This window comes from Agrobacterium sp. OT33 (assembly GCF_017313365.1).
Taxonomy (GTDB): domain Bacteria; phylum Pseudomonadota; class Alphaproteobacteria; order Rhizobiales; family Rhizobiaceae; genus Agrobacterium; species Agrobacterium rhizogenes_A.
In genome coordinates this window covers 151,753-167,143 of the sequence record NZ_JAFLMZ010000006.1, presented here as the reverse complement: position 1 = coordinate 167,143, position 15,391 = coordinate 151,753, and the positions used below count along the sequence as shown (strand labels likewise).

Annotated in this window: 16 protein-coding genes; all 16 read left to right on the top strand. The window is 59.3% G+C overall.

Translation table 11 applies throughout. The features are described 5' to 3' along the window. Nucleotides 1-12 precede the first annotated feature (12 nt). The 16 genes from JZX88_RS15780 (at nt 13) to JZX88_RS15705 (ending at nt 15,389) form a co-directional block, all read left to right on the top strand. Nucleotides 13-987: a GlxA family transcriptional regulator gene (locus JZX88_RS15780; RefSeq protein ID WP_206914107.1), complete on the top strand. Its 975-nt coding sequence runs from the start codon at nt 13-15 to the stop codon at nt 985-987. A gap of 34 nt (nt 988-1,021) precedes the next feature. Then, nucleotides 1,022-1,702 carry an XRE family transcriptional regulator gene (locus JZX88_RS15775; protein WP_161991349.1) on the top strand — a complete coding sequence of 227 codons (681 nt, stop codon included), beginning with the start codon at nt 1,022-1,024 and terminating at the stop codon, nt 1,700-1,702. Between the two features lie 96 nt (nt 1,703-1,798). Next, entirely contained in the window at nt 1,799-2,704 is a 906-nt protein-coding gene (locus tag JZX88_RS15770) for a glutamine amidotransferase family protein (protein ID WP_206914106.1), read from the top strand. A 37-nt stretch (nt 2,705-2,741) separates the two neighbouring features. Further along, nucleotides 2,742-3,428 carry a GXGXG domain-containing protein gene (locus JZX88_RS15765; RefSeq protein WP_065117323.1) on the top strand — a complete coding sequence of 229 codons (687 nt, stop codon included), beginning with the start codon at nt 2,742-2,744 and terminating at the stop codon, nt 3,426-3,428. Between the two features lie 16 nt (nt 3,429-3,444). Beyond that, entirely contained in the window at nt 3,445-4,773 is a 1,329-nt protein-coding gene (locus JZX88_RS15760; RefSeq protein WP_065117324.1) for an FMN-binding glutamate synthase family protein, read from the top strand. An 85-nt stretch (nt 4,774-4,858) separates the two neighbouring features. Then, nucleotides 4,859-6,166 (top strand): type III glutamate--ammonia ligase, encoded by a 1,308-nt coding sequence (glnT, locus tag JZX88_RS15755; RefSeq protein ID WP_206914105.1) that lies wholly within the window; start codon nt 4,859-4,861, stop codon nt 6,164-6,166. Nucleotides 6,167-6,254: 88 nt separating this feature from the next. Continuing rightward, nucleotides 6,255-7,139 (top strand): formyltetrahydrofolate deformylase, encoded by an 885-nt coding sequence (gene purU / locus JZX88_RS15750; protein ID WP_065117326.1) that lies wholly within the window; start codon nt 6,255-6,257, stop codon nt 7,137-7,139. 158 nt (nt 7,140-7,297) lie between these two features. Further along, nucleotides 7,298-7,993: a GntR family transcriptional regulator gene (locus tag JZX88_RS15745; protein WP_065117327.1), complete on the top strand. Its 696-nt coding sequence runs from the start codon at nt 7,298-7,300 to the stop codon at nt 7,991-7,993. Between the two features lie 183 nt (nt 7,994-8,176). Beyond that, nucleotides 8,177-9,037 (top strand): transporter substrate-binding domain-containing protein, encoded by an 861-nt coding sequence (locus JZX88_RS15740; protein WP_065117328.1) that lies wholly within the window; start codon nt 8,177-8,179, stop codon nt 9,035-9,037. A 75-nt stretch (nt 9,038-9,112) separates the two neighbouring features. After that, nucleotides 9,113-9,802 (top strand): amino acid ABC transporter permease, encoded by a 690-nt coding sequence (locus JZX88_RS15735; RefSeq protein WP_046799979.1) that lies wholly within the window; start codon nt 9,113-9,115, stop codon nt 9,800-9,802. Nucleotides 9,803-9,831: 29 nt separating this feature from the next. After that, nucleotides 9,832-10,563 (top strand): amino acid ABC transporter ATP-binding protein, encoded by a 732-nt coding sequence (locus tag JZX88_RS15730; RefSeq protein ID WP_110758157.1) that lies wholly within the window; start codon nt 9,832-9,834, stop codon nt 10,561-10,563. A gap of 98 nt (nt 10,564-10,661) precedes the next feature. Next, nucleotides 10,662-11,840, top strand: a complete 1,179-nt coding sequence (locus JZX88_RS15725) for an iron-containing alcohol dehydrogenase (RefSeq protein ID WP_206914104.1) — start codon at nt 10,662-10,664, stop codon at nt 11,838-11,840. A gap of 117 nt (nt 11,841-11,957) precedes the next feature. Then, entirely contained in the window at nt 11,958-12,560 is a 603-nt protein-coding gene (locus JZX88_RS15720; RefSeq protein ID WP_173989708.1) for an amino acid synthesis family protein, read from the top strand. 11 nt (nt 12,561-12,571) lie between these two features. Then, complete coding sequence (locus JZX88_RS15715) at nt 12,572-13,417, top strand: alpha/beta fold hydrolase (RefSeq protein ID WP_206914103.1); 846 nt, start codon at nt 12,572-12,574, stop codon at nt 13,415-13,417. Beyond that, nucleotides 13,414-14,352 carry a flavin reductase family protein gene (locus tag JZX88_RS15710; RefSeq protein ID WP_206914102.1) on the top strand — a complete coding sequence of 313 codons (939 nt, stop codon included), beginning with the start codon at nt 13,414-13,416 and terminating at the stop codon, nt 14,350-14,352. Before JZX88_RS15715 ends, JZX88_RS15710 begins: the two co-directional genes overlap by 4 nt. After that, entirely contained in the window at nt 14,349-15,389 is a 1,041-nt protein-coding gene (locus JZX88_RS15705; protein ID WP_206914101.1) for an LLM class flavin-dependent oxidoreductase, read from the top strand. The genes JZX88_RS15710 and JZX88_RS15705 overlap by 4 nt, the downstream gene beginning before the upstream one ends. Nucleotides 15,390-15,391 lie beyond the last annotated feature (2 nt).

Genomic DNA, 15,391 nt, shown 5'->3' with positions numbered 1-15,391 from the left:
TAAAAAAGAGACATGTCCGTCATCGAGCAAAAAAATACCCAGCATATCGGTTTTGTCCTCGTCCCGAATTTTGCGCTGATGTCCTACGCCTCGGCGGCGGAGCCGCTGCGGGCTGCCAATCTCATTGCCGGGACCGATCTTTATGAGGTCGTGCCTTTGTCCTTCGGCGGTGAAGCCGTCAGAAGCTCGTCGGGAATCCTCGTCGATTGCCAGTCACTCGCCATGGTGGGCGAGCGATGCCATACGATCTTCATCTGTGCCGGCGGTGGGCCGCAGGACTGGGCGGTGGGGGAAGGTTCTTTTGGCATGCTGCGGCGGCTGGCGCGCCAGGGCGTCAGGATTGGTGGCATTTCCAGCGGTGCTTACCTGCTGGCGGCGGCGGGCTTGCTGGATAATCGCGATTTCACGATCCACTGGGAGCACGCGCCGGTACTCCGGGAAGCCTTTGCCCATCTCACGCCCAGACAGGCCCGCTTCGTCATCGATGGGGACCGCATTACCTGTGCCGGCGGCGTTGCGCCTCTCGACATGATGCATGCGATGATTTCGCAGAGAATGGGCGCCCATTTCGCAAGGCGTGTCAGCGACTGGTATCTGCACACGGCGGTCGCCGAACCCGGCGCGCCGCAGCGTGGCTCCTCGGCGGAACGTCATGGCACCCACCATCCGGCCTTGCTGACCGTGCTGGAAAAAATGGAAACGACCATCGAAAGCCCGCTCGACCGGCAGACCATGGCGAAGCTGGCCGGAACCAGCGCGCGGCATCTCGACCGGCTTTTCGCGAGCCATCTGAAGTCGACATTTCTGGAGACCTACCGCGCCATTCGCCTTGACCACGCCCGGCGATTGCTGGAGCAAAGCCCACTTTCCATCGCGGAAGTGGCCTTCGCCACCGGTTTTTCCAGTGCAGGCCATTTTTCGGCATGCTTCAAGGCCCGCTTCGGGCAAACACCGAATGCCATGCGACAAAGATTTCCCCTGAATTAAAATAGTTTTCCTGTAAAGAAGGGAAAACACGAAAATGCCGGAGGAACCGATGGCCAAGGATACCACCAAGACCGAGCAGGCGCAGTTCCTGTCGCAGGACCCGCATGCCGTTCGCGAGCCGAGGGTCAACAATCTGGAAATGGCGATCGGCCATGAGGTGCGCGCCTATCGCAAGAAACTCGGCATTACGGTCACCGATCTTGCATCGGCCACAGGCGTTTCCGTGGGCATGCTTTCCAAGATCGAGAACGGCAATATCTCGCCATCTCTCACCACGCTGCAGACGCTTTCAAAGGCGCTGGGCGTGCCGATCACGGCGTTCTTTCGCGGTTTTGAGGAGCCGCGCAGTGCCACCTTCGTCAAAGCGGGGCAAGGGGTGAATATTGAACGCAGGGGCACCCGGGCCGGCCACCAATACAGCCTGCTCGGCCATATCGACAACAATACCAGCGGCGTCACCGTCGAGCCTTATCTCATCACGCTCACCAAGGATTCGGATGTGTTTCCGACCTTCCAGCATGAGGGAATGGAGTTTCTCTACATGCTGGAGGGCGAGGTGGTCTATCGCCACGGCGAGCAGCTTTTCACCATGCAGGCAGGCGATAGCCTGTTTTTCGACGCTGATGCGCCGCACGGGCCGGAGGAATTGGTAAAGCTCCCCGCCCGTTATCTGTCGATCATTTCCTATCCGCAAAGGCGCGTGACCAGTGATTGAGAATTTGCCTTAGAAGAAAAAAATATTCCTGATAGTTGACGAATTGGAATTCCATATGTTAGCCCTTCATTCAGAAACGAATGGAGGTGCCTGTCGATGTGCGGCATTGTTGGACTATTCCTGAAAGACAAAAGCCTTGAACCGCAGCTGGGTCAGCTGCTCTCGGACATGCTCGTCACCATGACCGATCGCGGCCCGGATTCGGCCGGGATTGCGATCTATGGCAGCGCTGCCAATGGCCGAGCGAAAGTAACGATTCAGTCGGCCGATCCCGCCGCCGATTTCTCCGGCCTCGCTGAAGCGCTGAAGGAAAATGGCGTTGAGGCCGTGGTCACGGTGAAGAGCACCCATGCTGTTCTCGATATTCCAGCCGAGAAGCTGGATGTTATTCGTCCGGTTCTTTTGGCCACCCGACCAAATGTGCGGGTCATGGGCTCGGGCGACAGTGTCGAAATCTACAAGGAAACCGGCCTGCCGAAAGATGTCGTCGCCCGTTTCGACGTGCGCTCCATGGCCGGCAGCCATGGCATCGGCCATACCCGCATGGCAACGGAATCGGCGGTGACGACGCTTGGCGCGCATCCCTTCTCCACCGGTGCCGACCAGTGCCTCGTGCATAATGGCTCGCTTTCCAACCACAATAATCTGCGCCGCGAACTGGTGCGCGAGGGCATGACGTTCGAGACCCAGAACGACTCGGAAGTCGCCGCCGCCTATCTCACGGCTGAGATGGCCAAGGGCAAGGATCTGGGCGAGGCGCTCGAGGGTGCGCTCGATGATCTCGATGGCTTCTTCACCTTCGTCGTCGGCACCAAATCCGGCTTTGGCGTGGTGCGTGATCCCATCGCCTGCAAGCCCGCTGTCATGGCCGAGACCGACCAATATGTCGCTTTCGGCTCGGAATATCGCGCGCTGGTCAATCTGCCCGGCATCGAAAATGCCCGCGTCTGGGAGCCGGAACCGGCGACCGTCTATTTCTGGGACCATGAAAAAGCCGCCTGAGATCCATCATCGGCGCCTGTTTTGAAAGTCATAATCCATGCCAGTTTTTGATCTCTCCCACACGCCATTGCGTGAACTCAACAGTGCTCTCCACGGCCTTTCCTCTGGAGCCAATGACACTGAATTCGAAGTGGTCAATCCGCGCGGCCACCATGCCGTAGCTGTCGGCATCGACAGTCCTGTGATCGTCGATGTACGCGGCTCGGTCGGTTATTATTGTGCGGGCATGAATGATGGCGGCACCGTCACCGTGCACGGTTCGGCCGGGCCGGGTGTTGCGGAAAACATGATGTCCGGCACCGTCGTCATCGAGGGTGACGCTTCGCAATATGCCGGAGCCACCGGTCGCGGCGGGCTTCTGGTCATCAGGGGCAACGCCGCCTCCCGCTGCGGCATTTCCATGAAGGGCATCGATATCGTCGTGAAGGGCAATATCGGCCATATGTCCGCCTTCATGGGCCAGTCCGGCCATCTCGTCGTCTGCGGCGATGCGGGGGATGCGCTGGGCGATTCCCTTTATGAGGCGAAGCTTTTTGTGCGCGGTTCGGTGAAGAGCCTGGGTGCCGATTGTATCGAAAAGGAGATGCGCCCGGAACATCTCGAAAAGCTTGCCGAACTCCTCGAAAAGGCCGGCGTCACCGATGTCAGCCCCGGTGAGTTCAAGCGCTACGGCTCGGCCCGCACGCTCTACAATTTCAACATCGACAACGCCGACGCGTATTGAGGCGAGGGATATTCCGATGAGCTATCACAACCCCTTCACCCCGCCGCGCAAATCCGCAACCTTCGATGATCACACGCTGGCGGAAATCCGCCGCGCGGCGGCGACCGGCATCTATGACATTCGCGGCGCCGGCACCAAGCGCAAGGTGCCGCATTTCGACGACCTGCTGTTTCTCGGCGCGTCGATCTCGCGTTATCCGCTCGAGGGTTACCGCGAGAAGTGCGATACGACCGTCACGCTCGGCACGCGTTTCGCCAAGAAGCCGATTACGCTGAAAACACCGATCACCATTGCCGGCATGAGCTTCGGCGCGCTTTCGGGCAATGCCAAGGAAGCGCTCGGCCGTGGCGCGACCATCGCCGGCACGTCCACCACGACGGGCGATGGCGGCATGACGGATGAGGAGCGCGGCCATAGCCAGACGCTGGTTTACCAGTATCTGCCCTCACGTTACGGCATGAACCCGAAAGACCTGCGCCGTGCGGATGCCATCGAGGTCGTGGTCGGCCAGGGCGCGAAGCCGGGCGGTGGCGGCATGTTGCTCGGCCAGAAGATTTCCGATCGTGTCGCCAACATGCGCAACCTGCCGAAGGGTATCGACCAGCGCTCCGCCTGCCGCCATCCCGATTGGACCGGCCCTGATGATCTCGAAATCAAGATCCTCGAACTGCGCGAAATCACCGACTGGGAAAAGCCGATCTACATCAAGGTCGGTGGTGCACGGCCCTATTACGACACGGCTTTGGCGGTGAAGGCCGGTGCCGATGTGGTGGTTCTTGACGGCATGCAGGGCGGTACGGCCGCCACGCAGGATGTGTTCATCGAAAATGTCGGCATGCCAACGCTTGCCTGCATTCGCCCCGCCGTGCAGGCGCTTCAGGATCTCGGCATGCACCGCAAGGTGCAACTCATCGTCTCCGGCGGCATTCGCTCAGGCGCTGATGTCGCCAAGGCGTTGGCGCTTGGTGCCGATGCGGTTGCGATTGGAACGGCGGCGCTGGTGGCGTTGGGTGACAATGATCCGCATTGGGAAGCGGAATATCAGAAACTCGGCACCACCGCCGGCGCTTATGATGACTGGCATGAGGGCAAAGACCCAGCTGGCATCACCACGCAGGACCCGGAATTGGCAGCACGCCTCGATCCCGTTGCCGCCGGCCGCCGCCTCGCCAATTATCTGAAGGTCATGACGCTCGAGGCGCAGACCATCGCGCGCGCCTGCGGCAAGAACCATCTCCACAATCTGGAGCCGGAAGATCTGGTGGCGCTGACCATGGAGGCTGCGGCAATGGCGCAGGTTCCGCTGGCGGGAACGAGCTGGTTCCCGGGGAAAGGCAGCTTTTAAGCCATAAAGAACGGACGGGCGCATTTGGGAGGATGTGCCCGTCTTTTTTCAATGAAGTGTCTGATACCAAAAAAAGGGGAATGACGTGACACTGGACCTCTCCAAATTTGCTGCCGAAAAGGGCATCAAATATTTCATGATCAGTTATACCGATCTCTTCGGCGGCCAGCGCGCCAAGCTGGTTCCCGCGGAAGCCATTGCCGATATGCAGAAGGGCGGGGCGGGTTTTGCCGGTTTCGCCACGTGGTTCGATCTGACGCCTGCTCATCCCGATCTTTTTGCCGTGCCCGATTCCTCGTCGGTCATCCAGCTTCCGTGGAAAAGGGATGTCGCCTGGGTCGCTGCCGATTGCGTCATGGAAGACCAGCCAGTGGAACAGGCGCCGCGGGTGGTTCTGAAAAAGCTCATCGCGGAAGCGGCAAGTGCGGGGCTGCGGGTCAAGACCGGCGTTGAGCCAGAATTTTTCCTTATTTCGCCTGACGGTGCGAAAATCTCCGACGAATACGATACGGCGGAAAAGCCGTGCTACGACCAGCAGGCGGTGATGCGCCGTTACGACGTGATCGCCGAGATTTGCGATTACATGCTGGAACTGGGCTGGAAGCCCTACCAGAATGACCATGAGGACGCGAATGGCCAGTTCGAGATGAACTGGGAATATGATGACGCGCTGCAGACCGCCGACAAACATTCCTTTTTCAAGTTCATGGTCAAATCCGTCGCCGAAAAGCACGGGCTGCGCGCCACCTTCATGCCGAAGCCTTTCAAGGGCCTGACCGGCAATGGCTGCCATGCCCATATTTCGGTCTGGGATCTCGACGGCAAGATCAATGCCTTTGCCGACAAAGCGATGCCGTTTGGGCTTTCCGCCAAGGGCAAGACCTTTCTCGGTGGCATCATGAAACATGCGTCGGCTCTTGCGGCGGTTACCAATCCGACGGTCAATTCCTACAAGCGCATCAACGCGCCGCGCACCATTTCGGGTGCTACCTGGGCGCCAAACACGGTGACATGGACCGGTAATAACCGCACGCATATGGTGCGCGTACCGGGGCCGGGGCGGTTTGAACTGCGCCTGCCGGATGGCGCTGTGAACCCCTATCTGCTGCAGGCCATCATCATCGCCGCCGGCCTCTCCGGCGTCCGTTCAAAGGCCGATCCCGGTCCGCATCACGACATCGACATGTATCGCGAGGGGCACAAGGTCACGGATGCCCCGAAGCTGCCGCTCAATCTTCTCGATGCGCTGCGCGAATATGAGAAGGATGCAGAACTGCAGCAGGCGCTGGGCGTTGAATTCTCGAAAGCTTATCTCAAGCTGAAGCAGGGTGAGTGGAACAGCTATTGCTCGCAGTTCACCGCCTGGGAGCATCAGACCACACTCGACGTTTGAACCCGGTTTCCCCGCCGCCCTTGCGGCTCTTCCCGCGCTCGTCAAACAGCGCGGGTTTTTCCCTTATTGATGACAGAGAGAACGCCAGATGACGAATTTCGTCCTGACCGTAACATGCAAGTCCACCCGTGGCATCGTCGCCGCCCTTTCAGGCTTTCTGGCTGACAAGGGCTGCAACATCATCGACAGTTCGCAGTTCGATGATCTGGGCACAGGTCGCTTCTTCATGCGTGTGGGTTTCATTTCGGAGGAGGGAGCAAAACGCGACGAGCTTATGACCGGGCTTGCACCGATCTCGGAAAAATTCGGCATGGAGGTGGCGCTGCACGACCAGTCCGAACGGATGAAGGTTCTTTTGATGGTGTCGCGCTTCGGCCATTGCCTCAACGATCTGCTGTATCGCTGGCGCATCGGCGCCCTGCCGATCGATATTGTCGGCGTGGTCTCCAACCACTTCGAATACCAGAAGGTCGTCGTCAACCACGACATTCCCTTCCACCACATTCCGGTGACGAAAGAAAACAAGCCGCAGGCCGAAGCCCGGATCATGGAGATCGTCGAAAGCACCGGAACGGAACTCATCGTGCTCGCCCGTTACATGCAGGTGCTTTCCGACAGGATGTGCGCGGCGATGTCGGGGAAGATCATCAATATCCACCACTCCTTCCTGCCATCCTTCAAGGGCGCCAACCCCTATAAACAGGCCTATCAGCGCGGTGTGAAGCTGATCGGCGCGACGGCGCATTATGTCACTGCGGATCTGGATGAAGGCCCGATCATCGAGCAGGATATCGTGCGCATCACCCACGCCCAGAGTGCGGAGGATTACGTGTCGCTTGGCCGCGATGTGGAAGCACAGGTGCTGGCCCGCGCCATTCACGCCCACATCCATCGGCGGGTATTCCTGAACGGCAGCCGAACCGTGGTGTTTCCGCCCGGTCCCGGCTCCTATGCCTCGGAAAGAATGGGATAAGGTTTCCCGGTGCCGCGGCAGGCTGTCCTGCTGCACGGTCTGCTGTTGCCATAAAGATGATGCGCGGCTAAATAAGTTGGTACGCCATAATATCAAGAGCCAGAACCTGCTTTGGCGTGCGGCGAGCCGAAGCGGAATGTGCCAAACGAGGTGATACCATGACCGGTGCTTTGCAGGGAACTGCCATTCGCGTTGAGCGTCCGACGAAGACGCTGAGGGAACTCGCGCTCGACAAGGTGCGGGATGCCATCGTGAATGGTTATTTCCGCCCGGGAGACCGTCTTGTGGAGCGTGATCTCTGCGCCCAGCTCGGCGTTTCCCGCACCATTGTGCGCGAGGTCCTGCGGCATCTGGAATCCGAGGGGCTGGTGGCGAATTTGCCCAATAAGGGCCCGATGGTCGCGCTGCTCGATTTGGATGAGGCCAAGCAGATTTACGAAATTCGCGGTGCGCTGGAGGGAATGGCGGCGCGCCTTTGCGCCGAACGCCGTGATCCCGCCATCGTCGAGGCGCTGGAGGTTTCGCTCAGGCACATCCGTGAAAGTTATCTCGCGAAGGATATGCCGGGCGTGCTGGCACATACCTCGTCCTTCTACCAGACCTTGTTCAGCAAGATCGACCGGCATGTCGCCTGGGGCGTCGTCAATCTGCTGACGGTTCGGATCAACCATCTGCGCTCCATGACCATCAAGACGAAAAGCCGCGACACTGACGGTCCGGCGCAGATGGAAAAGATCGTTGAGGCCATCCGAAAGGGAGACGGTGACGCTGCCTACAAAGCGGCGCTCGATCACGTCACAAGCGCCTGCGCCATCGCCGAAGCCGTTCTGACGGCGCAAAAAACCGCCGACTAACGGTTTTCGGTGCTCCGATTATCCCGCCCTTGTGGTTGCCCTGCCGGGAGCCGCAAGGTTGCGATTATTATGTTTATCTTTGTTTTTCAGTAATTTAGAAAAATCCTCGACCGCTTCTTGACAGGGCAAACCGTTTGGTGTGATGGTATGCCATAATAAATAATATAAAGAGCGGAGCTTAATATGAACTGGAATCCGATTTCCCGGAAATGCACAGCCGTGCGCGCCAAAACCTTCCTGGCCGGCGTTGCCATCACTCTTTTTGCCGGTGCTGCTGTTGCTCAGGACTGCACACCGAAAATATCCGACGATCATCTCATCAAGCCCGGTCATCTCGTCATGGCCACCAGCCCGACCCTGCCGCCCATGGCCTATGCCGATCAGCAGGGTGTCCTTAAAGGGCTGCGCATTGAGCTGGGTTATGAGATCGCCAAGCGTCTGTGCCTGAAGCCGGAATATATCAGCACCGAATATGCGACCATGGTGCCGGGCCTGCAGGGTGGCCGCTGGGACATGATCAATGCCGGCCTGTTCGTAACGGCAGAGCGACGCAAGATCCTGTTCATGATCCCCTATGAAAACCTCGCCATCAGCATTTCCACGGCGGTCGGCGCGTCCGATCCCATCACCAAGGTCGATGATCTCGCCGGCAAGGCCGTCAGCACCGATATTGGCGGTTATGCCGAGCGCAAGATCAAGGAACTGAACGAAGACTTCAAGAAGCGCGGTCTGGCGCCGATGACGATCAACCTCTTCGACAATTACGCGACGGTTTATCAGGCGTTGCGCGCCGGCCAGGTGCAGGCGGCGGTATCGATCGATCCGGTTGCCAAGCAATATCAGGATCGTGGCGAATTCACCCATGCGCTTTCCGGCATGTATCCCACACCCGGTTCGCTTTCCTTCGGTAACAAGGACGTCGCCGACGCCGTTTCTGCCGCTCTGAAGGAGATGAAGGCCGATGGCGCGCTCGAGAAGCTGATGGGCGGGTATGGCGTCAGCATTGCGCCGGGCGATCTCGCCGTTCTCGGCCCGGAAGGCTGAGTTCCATCCATCTGAACAGTCATCGCGGCGGGAAAGCTCTCGCCGCGACCGTTCCCGCATGAATTGGAGAAAGACGTGAAGGGTTGGAACTGGGAAGGTTTCTTCGAATATCTGACGAATTATTATCTGTTCGAGGGCGCGCTGGTGACGCTCGGCCTCACTGTTTTCGCCATGACGGCGGGTCTCGCGCTAGGCTTCGTTATTGCGGTGATGCGTATGTCGAAATACCGGTTCCTGTCCGGGCCGGCCTATTTCTACACCTGGATCTTTCGCGGCACCCCGCTTCTGGTGCAGCTCATCATCATCTATACCGGTCTGCCGCAGATCGGCATCAAGCTGACGGTTCTGCAATCAACGCTGATCGGCCTGTCGCTCTGTGAAGCGGCCTATCTGTCGGAAATCGTCCGGGCGGGCATTGCCGCGGTTCCAAAGGGCCAGATCAATGCGGCCCGCGCCATCGGCATGACCGAGGCGCAGGTGATGCGGTACATCGTTGCGCCGCAGGCTTTCCGCATCATCATTCCGCCGCTCGGCAATTCCGTCAACGGCGTGCTCAAGACGACGTCGATCGCTTCGATCATTTCCATGGAAGAGCTTCTGCGCCGCACGCAGGTGCTCATTCAGGAAAAGTTCCTGGTTCTCGAGCTTTTTATGGTCGCAGCCCTTTATTACCTCGCCATGACGACCGCCTGGGAACTGATCCAGCGCCGGATCGAAAAGCGGTTCGGCAAGGCCTATGGCCCCATGTCGACTGACGTGCATTAAGGAGCGGTCCGATGTCGCAAGCAATCAGCATGATCGAACTACAATCCGTCAACAAATGGTATGGCCCTAATTTTCAGGTTCTGACCAATTGCAGCCTGAATGTCGCCAAGGGGGAAGTCGTCGTGATCTGCGGGCCTTCCGGTTCCGGAAAATCGACCCTGATCAAATGCGTCAATGCGCTGGAGACGATTGGCAACGGCGTCATCACGGTCAACGGTGTGGAGGTGACAGATCCTAAGACCGATATGCCGAAACTGCGCTCCAGAGTGGGCATGGTGTTTCAGCATTTCGAACTTTTCCCGCATATGACGATCCTTGAAAATCTCTGCATCGGGCAGGAGAAGGTTCTGGGCCGTTCGCCGGCGGAAGCGCTTGCCAAGGCCAATGCCCTTCTCGAACGGGTGGGGTTGACGGCGCATGCCAGGAAATATCCCGGGCAATTGTCGGGCGGTCAGCAACAGCGCGTCGCCATTGCCCGTGCGCTGGCGATGGACCCGGTCGCCATGCTCTTCGATGAGCCGACATCGGCGCTCGATCCGGAAATGATCAACGAGGTCCTCGACGTCATGGTCTCGCTCGCGCAGGAGGGCATGACGATGATGGTGGTGACGCATGAGATGGGTTTTGCCCGCAAGGTGGCGGACCGCATCGTCTTCATGGATGGCGGCGAAATCGTGGAAATCGGTGAGGGTGACAGTTTCTTCACCGATCCGAAGACGGAGCGTGCCCGCTCCTTCCTGTCGAAAATCCTGGCGCACTAGGCTCGTCTCGGCCGGAGCGGGATAACGATATTCCGCTTCAGGTCATCGGGCCTTCGGCCGTTCCGAACAATGCAGAATGAGATTGGCGGAGAACTGCAATGATAAACCGTGTCCTGATGCCCCGCGAAATGCTGATCGGCGGCGGCAGCCGTTTCCGATTGCCGGCCATGCTGAAATCGCTCGGGGTTAATCGTCCTCTGCTCGTCTGTGACCCCGTGATGCAGAAGCTCGGCCATGCCGATGCGCTTTTGCAGGCGCTTTCAGGCGAAAGCATAAATGGCGCCATTTTCTCCGAAGTCGTTGAGGACCCCACGGACATATCGATCGCTGCTTTGGTGAAGCGCATTTCCGATGGCAGTCATGACGGTCTTGTCGCCCTCGGTGGCGGCAGCGCCATGGATACCGCAAAGGCAGGCGCCATCGTCGCGACCAGCGGCGAAGAGTTGCGCACCCTGAAGGTGCCGCGGATCGTGGATTTCGCCGTCATGCCGGTGATTGCCATTCCCACGACGGCGGGAACCGGATCGGAAGTGACACGCGCTGCCGTCGTGACCGATACGGTGGCAAGCGAAAAAATGCTGATCCTTGGCACCGCCGCTTTACCTGTCGCCGCCATCATCGATTACGAGCTGACGCTGACCTGCCCCTACCGCGTCACCGTCGATACCGGCATCGATGCGCTGACCCATGCGCTGGAGGCGCTGGTCAACCGCAATGGCAATGCCCATTCCGAAGCGCTGGCGCTTTCCGCGCTGAAGCTGATCGGCGCAAATCTTGAAAAAGTGGCAGATAATCCTGATGACCGGGATGCGCGCGAAGCGATGATGCTGGGCGCAACCCATGCCGGGCTTGCCGTCTCCAACACATCGACTGCGCTGATCCATGGTCTCAGCCGGCCGGTCGGTGCTTTTTTCCATGTGCCGCATGGCATGTCGAATGCGATGGTGCTGCCACTGGTCACGCAGTTTTCGCTGAATTCCGCTTTGCCGCATTATGCCGCCGCCGCCCGTGCGCTGGGTTGTGCCAGCGCGGCGGATAGCGACCAGATTGCCGGTACGAAGCTGGTGGAGGCCTTCACCGGCCTGAACAGGCGGCTGAAGGTGCCGACCCCGCAAGAGTTCGGCATCGACAGGAGCCGCTATCTCGAACTGTTGCCGGAAATGGTGCGTCAGGGCCTTGCGTCCGGCACGCCCGCCAATAACCCCCGGGTGCCCACAATTGCCGAAATGACGCGTCTGTACGCGCTCGCCTATGACGGAAGCATCGCGGAATTTTAAGCCATAACATACTGTTAAAATTAAGGATTTTCGATTTTTCAAACGAAAACCATCTGGCTCTTGACAGCAATGTATTATGGCATACCATAAGACATCATATTTACGGAGAGAACGCCCATGTCCATCCAGATCCGCAAGACCCTGCTGCAGGTCGAAACGACGTTGATTGAGGGAGGCAAGGCTGCCGCTACGCCCTTGAAGCTGTTCAGCGCGATTGCGGTCGTGAAAAATCCCTGGGCGGGAAAAGGCTTCGTCGAAAACCTGAAGCCGGAAATCCATGCCGGTGCGCCCGTGCTGGGTGAATTGCTGACGAAGATGATCCTTGATGCCGTCGGCTCGGGCGAAGCTGTGGAGGCCTATGGCAAGGCGGCGGTCGTCGGGCTGGATGGCGAGATCGAACATGCGTCCGCGCTCATCCACACGCTGCGGTTCGGCAATCACTATCGCCAGGCGGTTGGCGCGAAATCTTACCTGGCCTTCTGTAACACCCGTGGTCCGGGCAATGCACCGATCATGATCCCGCTGATGGACAAGAATGATGAAGGCCGCCGTTCGCATTATCTGACCATTCAGACCGCCATTCCCGATGCCCCGGCCGCAGATGAGATCGTCGTGGCACTCGGTGCTTCGGTTGGCGGCCGGCCCCATCACCGTATTGGCGACCGTTACCAGGATCTGAAAGATCTCGGTCAGGATGTCGCCAACCCGGCCGGCGTTTGAGGGCGACGTCAATGCAGGAGGCCGCCACCACCTCAAGGGTCAATGTTGCAAAGGCAGGTGCTGCCGCGCTCCCTCGCAAGACGACCGAGGGCGGGGCGGCTTACTTCGAAGCCGGTGCGGGTGAGGATCTGATCCTCATCCACGGCGTCGGCATGCGGCTTGAAGCATGGGAGCCGCAGATCGAAGTTTTTTCCCGGACGCACCGTGTCATCGCGGTCGATATGCCGGGCCATGGCGGTAGCGCACGTTTGGCCGCGGGCAGCACGCTTACGGATTTTGTCGGCTGGTTCGGCCGTTTTCTTGACGATATGCGGATCGCACGCGCCAATGTTGCCGGCCATTCCATGGGCGCATTGATTTCCGGCGGGGCGGCAGCAACCTTCGGAGATCGCATTGCGCGCGTCGGTTACCTGAACGGCGTCTATCGCCGTGATCCGGTGGCAAAGGCAGCGGTGCTTGCCCGTGCGGCGGCAATCCGCACCGAGGGCGTGGACAAGGAAGGTCCGCTGCTGCGCTGGTTCGGCGACGACGCCAAGAGCCAGCATGCGCGGGAACTGACACGCGGTTGGCTGGAAATGGTCGACCCGGAAGGTTACGCAGTTGCCTACACGGCCTTTGCGGGCGGGGATGAGACCTATGCGGATCGCTGGCCTTCGGTCGCTTGCCCCGCGCTTTTCCTGACTGGTTCTGATGATCCGAATTCGACGCCGCTGATGGCCGAGCAGATGGCGGCAATCACGCCGCGCGGTTACGCTCGCATCGTCGAGGCGCACCGGCATATGGTCAATCTGACCGCACCTGAAACTGTCAATGCATTGATGGCCGAATGGCTGGCTATTGAGGAGGAGCCGCAATGACTGTTGCAACCCTTGACCCGCGCGCTTTGCGCGACGCATTCGGCGCTTTCGTGACGGGAGTAACGATCGTGACCACGCGGGACGACGCGGGAAAGCCGGTTGGCTTCACCGCAAATTCCTTCACTTCCGTTTCGCTCGATCCGCCGCTGCTGTTGATCTGCCTCGCACGCACCTCGCGCAATTTCGCGACGATGACCGGCGCGAAAAATTTCGCCGTCAACATTCTGTCGGAAAGCCAGAAGGACCTGTCCAACACCTTCGCCCGTCCGGTGGAGGATCGTTTCGCCGCAGCCGCCTGGTCGGATGCGCCGCAGGGATCGCCAGTCTTCGCTGATGTTGCGGCCTGGTTTGAGTGCTCCATGCAGGAGGTTATCGAGGCGGGTGACCACGTCATCCTGCTCGGTCGCGTTGGTGCGTTCGACAATAGCGGCTTGAACGGTCTGGGCTATGCGCGTGGCGGTTATTTCACGCCGATGCTGGCCGCCAAGGCGGTCTCGGCGGCAGCCGAGGGCGAAATTACGGTTGGCGCCGTGCTGGAGCGGCGCGGCGAGATTTACCTCGTTGGTGATGACGTGCTGTCGCTGCCCGGCTGCGTCGTCGCAGGCGGTGATCCCGTTGCGGCGCTGACGTCGCGCCTTGAGGAGTTGACGGGCCTCTCCGTCAGGACGGGCTTCCTCTACTCCGTTTATGAAAACAAGGCGGATGGACGCCAGCATATCGTCTACCACGCGCTTGCCGAGGGTGACGACGCGCCGGAACAGGGTCGTTTCCTGTTGCCGAGTGCGCTTGGCTCCACAAAATTCGATTCCGCCGCGACTGCGGATATCGTCAATCGTTTCGCGCTGGAAAGTTCCATCGGCAATTTCGGTGTCTATGTCGGCAACGAGACCGCCGGCAAGGTCCATCCCATTTCCATGAAGGGGGCAAACCCATGAAATTTTCGCTCTTCGTCCACATGGAGCGGCTGGACGCCTCGCAGGATCACAAGACGCTCTATGAGGAGTTCGTCACCCTTTGCGAGATTGCCGATCGCGGCGGCATGCATGCCATCTGGACCGGCGAACATCACGGCATGGATTTTACCATTGCCCCGAACCCCTTCGTAACGATTGCCGATCTCGCGCGTCGCACGAAGACGGCACGTCTCGGCACCGGCACGGTGATCGCGCCCTTCTGGCATCCGATCAAACTGGCGGGTGAAGCGGCGATGACGGATCTCATCTGCGATGGCCGCCTTGATATCGGCATTGCCCGCGGTGCCTATTCTTTCGAATATGAACGGCTGCTTCCGGGGCTCGACGCCTGGGGCGCCGGCCAGCGTATGCGTGAGTTGATCCCGGCCGTAAAAGGCGTCTGGGCGGGCGACTACGCTCATGATGGTGAATTCTACAAATTCCCCGCCACCACGTCGGCTCCCAAACCGCTGCAGCAGCCTTTCCCGCCGATCTGGGTGGCGGCGCGTGATCCGAATTCGCATGAATTCGCAGTTGCCAATGATTGCAACGTGCAGGTGACGCCGCTGTGGCAGGGCGATGACGAGGTGGAAACCCTGATGGGCCGCTTCAACGATGCCTGCGCCAAAAACCCGGAAAAACAGCGGCCGAAAATCATGCTGCTGCGCCACACTTACGTCGGTTCCGATAAAGCCGATATCGCGCAGGCGGCGCATGAGATGAGCGTTTATTACAATTACTTCTTCGCGTGGTTCAAAAACGAAAAGCCGGTTCATCAGGGCCTCATCGAGCGCATTGCGCCGGAGGATATTGCTGGAAACGCCATGCTTTCCGGCGATGTCATGCGCAAGAACAACGTCGTCGGCGATGCCGATGAAGTCATTACCCGGCTTAAAGCCTATGAGGCCATGGGTTACGACGAATATTCCTTCTGGATCGACACCGGCATGAGCTTCGAGCGGAAGAAAGCCTCACTGGAGCGTTTCCTTTCCGATGTCATGCCGGCTTTCAAGGAGTAAGT

Excerpts from the sequence above, each read along its gene's own strand:
- JZX88_RS15760 (WP_065117324.1), top strand. The coding sequence starts at position 3,445 with ATGAGCTATCACAACCCCTTCACCCCGCCGCGCAAATCCGCAACCTTC.
- JZX88_RS15765 (WP_065117323.1), top strand. The coding sequence starts at position 2,742 with ATGCCAGTTTTTGATCTCTCCCACACGCCATTGCGTGAACTCAACAGT.
- JZX88_RS15770 (WP_206914106.1), top strand. The coding sequence starts at position 1,799 with ATGTGCGGCATTGTTGGACTATTCCTGAAAGACAAAAGCCTTGAACCG.
- JZX88_RS15745 (WP_065117327.1), top strand. The coding sequence starts at position 7,298 with ATGACCGGTGCTTTGCAGGGAACTGCCATTCGCGTTGAGCGTCCGACG.
- JZX88_RS15725 (WP_206914104.1), top strand. The coding sequence starts at position 10,662 with ATGATAAACCGTGTCCTGATGCCCCGCGAAATGCTGATCGGCGGCGGC.
- JZX88_RS15715 (WP_206914103.1), top strand. The coding sequence starts at position 12,572 with ATGCAGGAGGCCGCCACCACCTCAAGGGTCAATGTTGCAAAGGCAGGT.
- JZX88_RS15780 (WP_206914107.1), top strand. The coding sequence starts at position 13 with ATGTCCGTCATCGAGCAAAAAAATACCCAGCATATCGGTTTTGTCCTC.
- JZX88_RS15775 (WP_161991349.1), top strand. The coding sequence starts at position 1,022 with ATGCCGGAGGAACCGATGGCCAAGGATACCACCAAGACCGAGCAGGCG.
- JZX88_RS15705 (WP_206914101.1), top strand. The coding sequence starts at position 14,349 with ATGAAATTTTCGCTCTTCGTCCACATGGAGCGGCTGGACGCCTCGCAG.
- JZX88_RS15730 (WP_110758157.1), top strand. The coding sequence starts at position 9,832 with ATGATCGAACTACAATCCGTCAACAAATGGTATGGCCCTAATTTTCAG.
- purU (WP_065117326.1), top strand. The coding sequence starts at position 6,255 with ATGACGAATTTCGTCCTGACCGTAACATGCAAGTCCACCCGTGGCATC.
- JZX88_RS15710 (WP_206914102.1), top strand. The coding sequence starts at position 13,414 with ATGACTGTTGCAACCCTTGACCCGCGCGCTTTGCGCGACGCATTCGGC.
- JZX88_RS15720 (WP_173989708.1), top strand. The coding sequence starts at position 11,958 with ATGTCCATCCAGATCCGCAAGACCCTGCTGCAGGTCGAAACGACGTTG.
- JZX88_RS15740 (WP_065117328.1), top strand. The coding sequence starts at position 8,177 with ATGAACTGGAATCCGATTTCCCGGAAATGCACAGCCGTGCGCGCCAAA.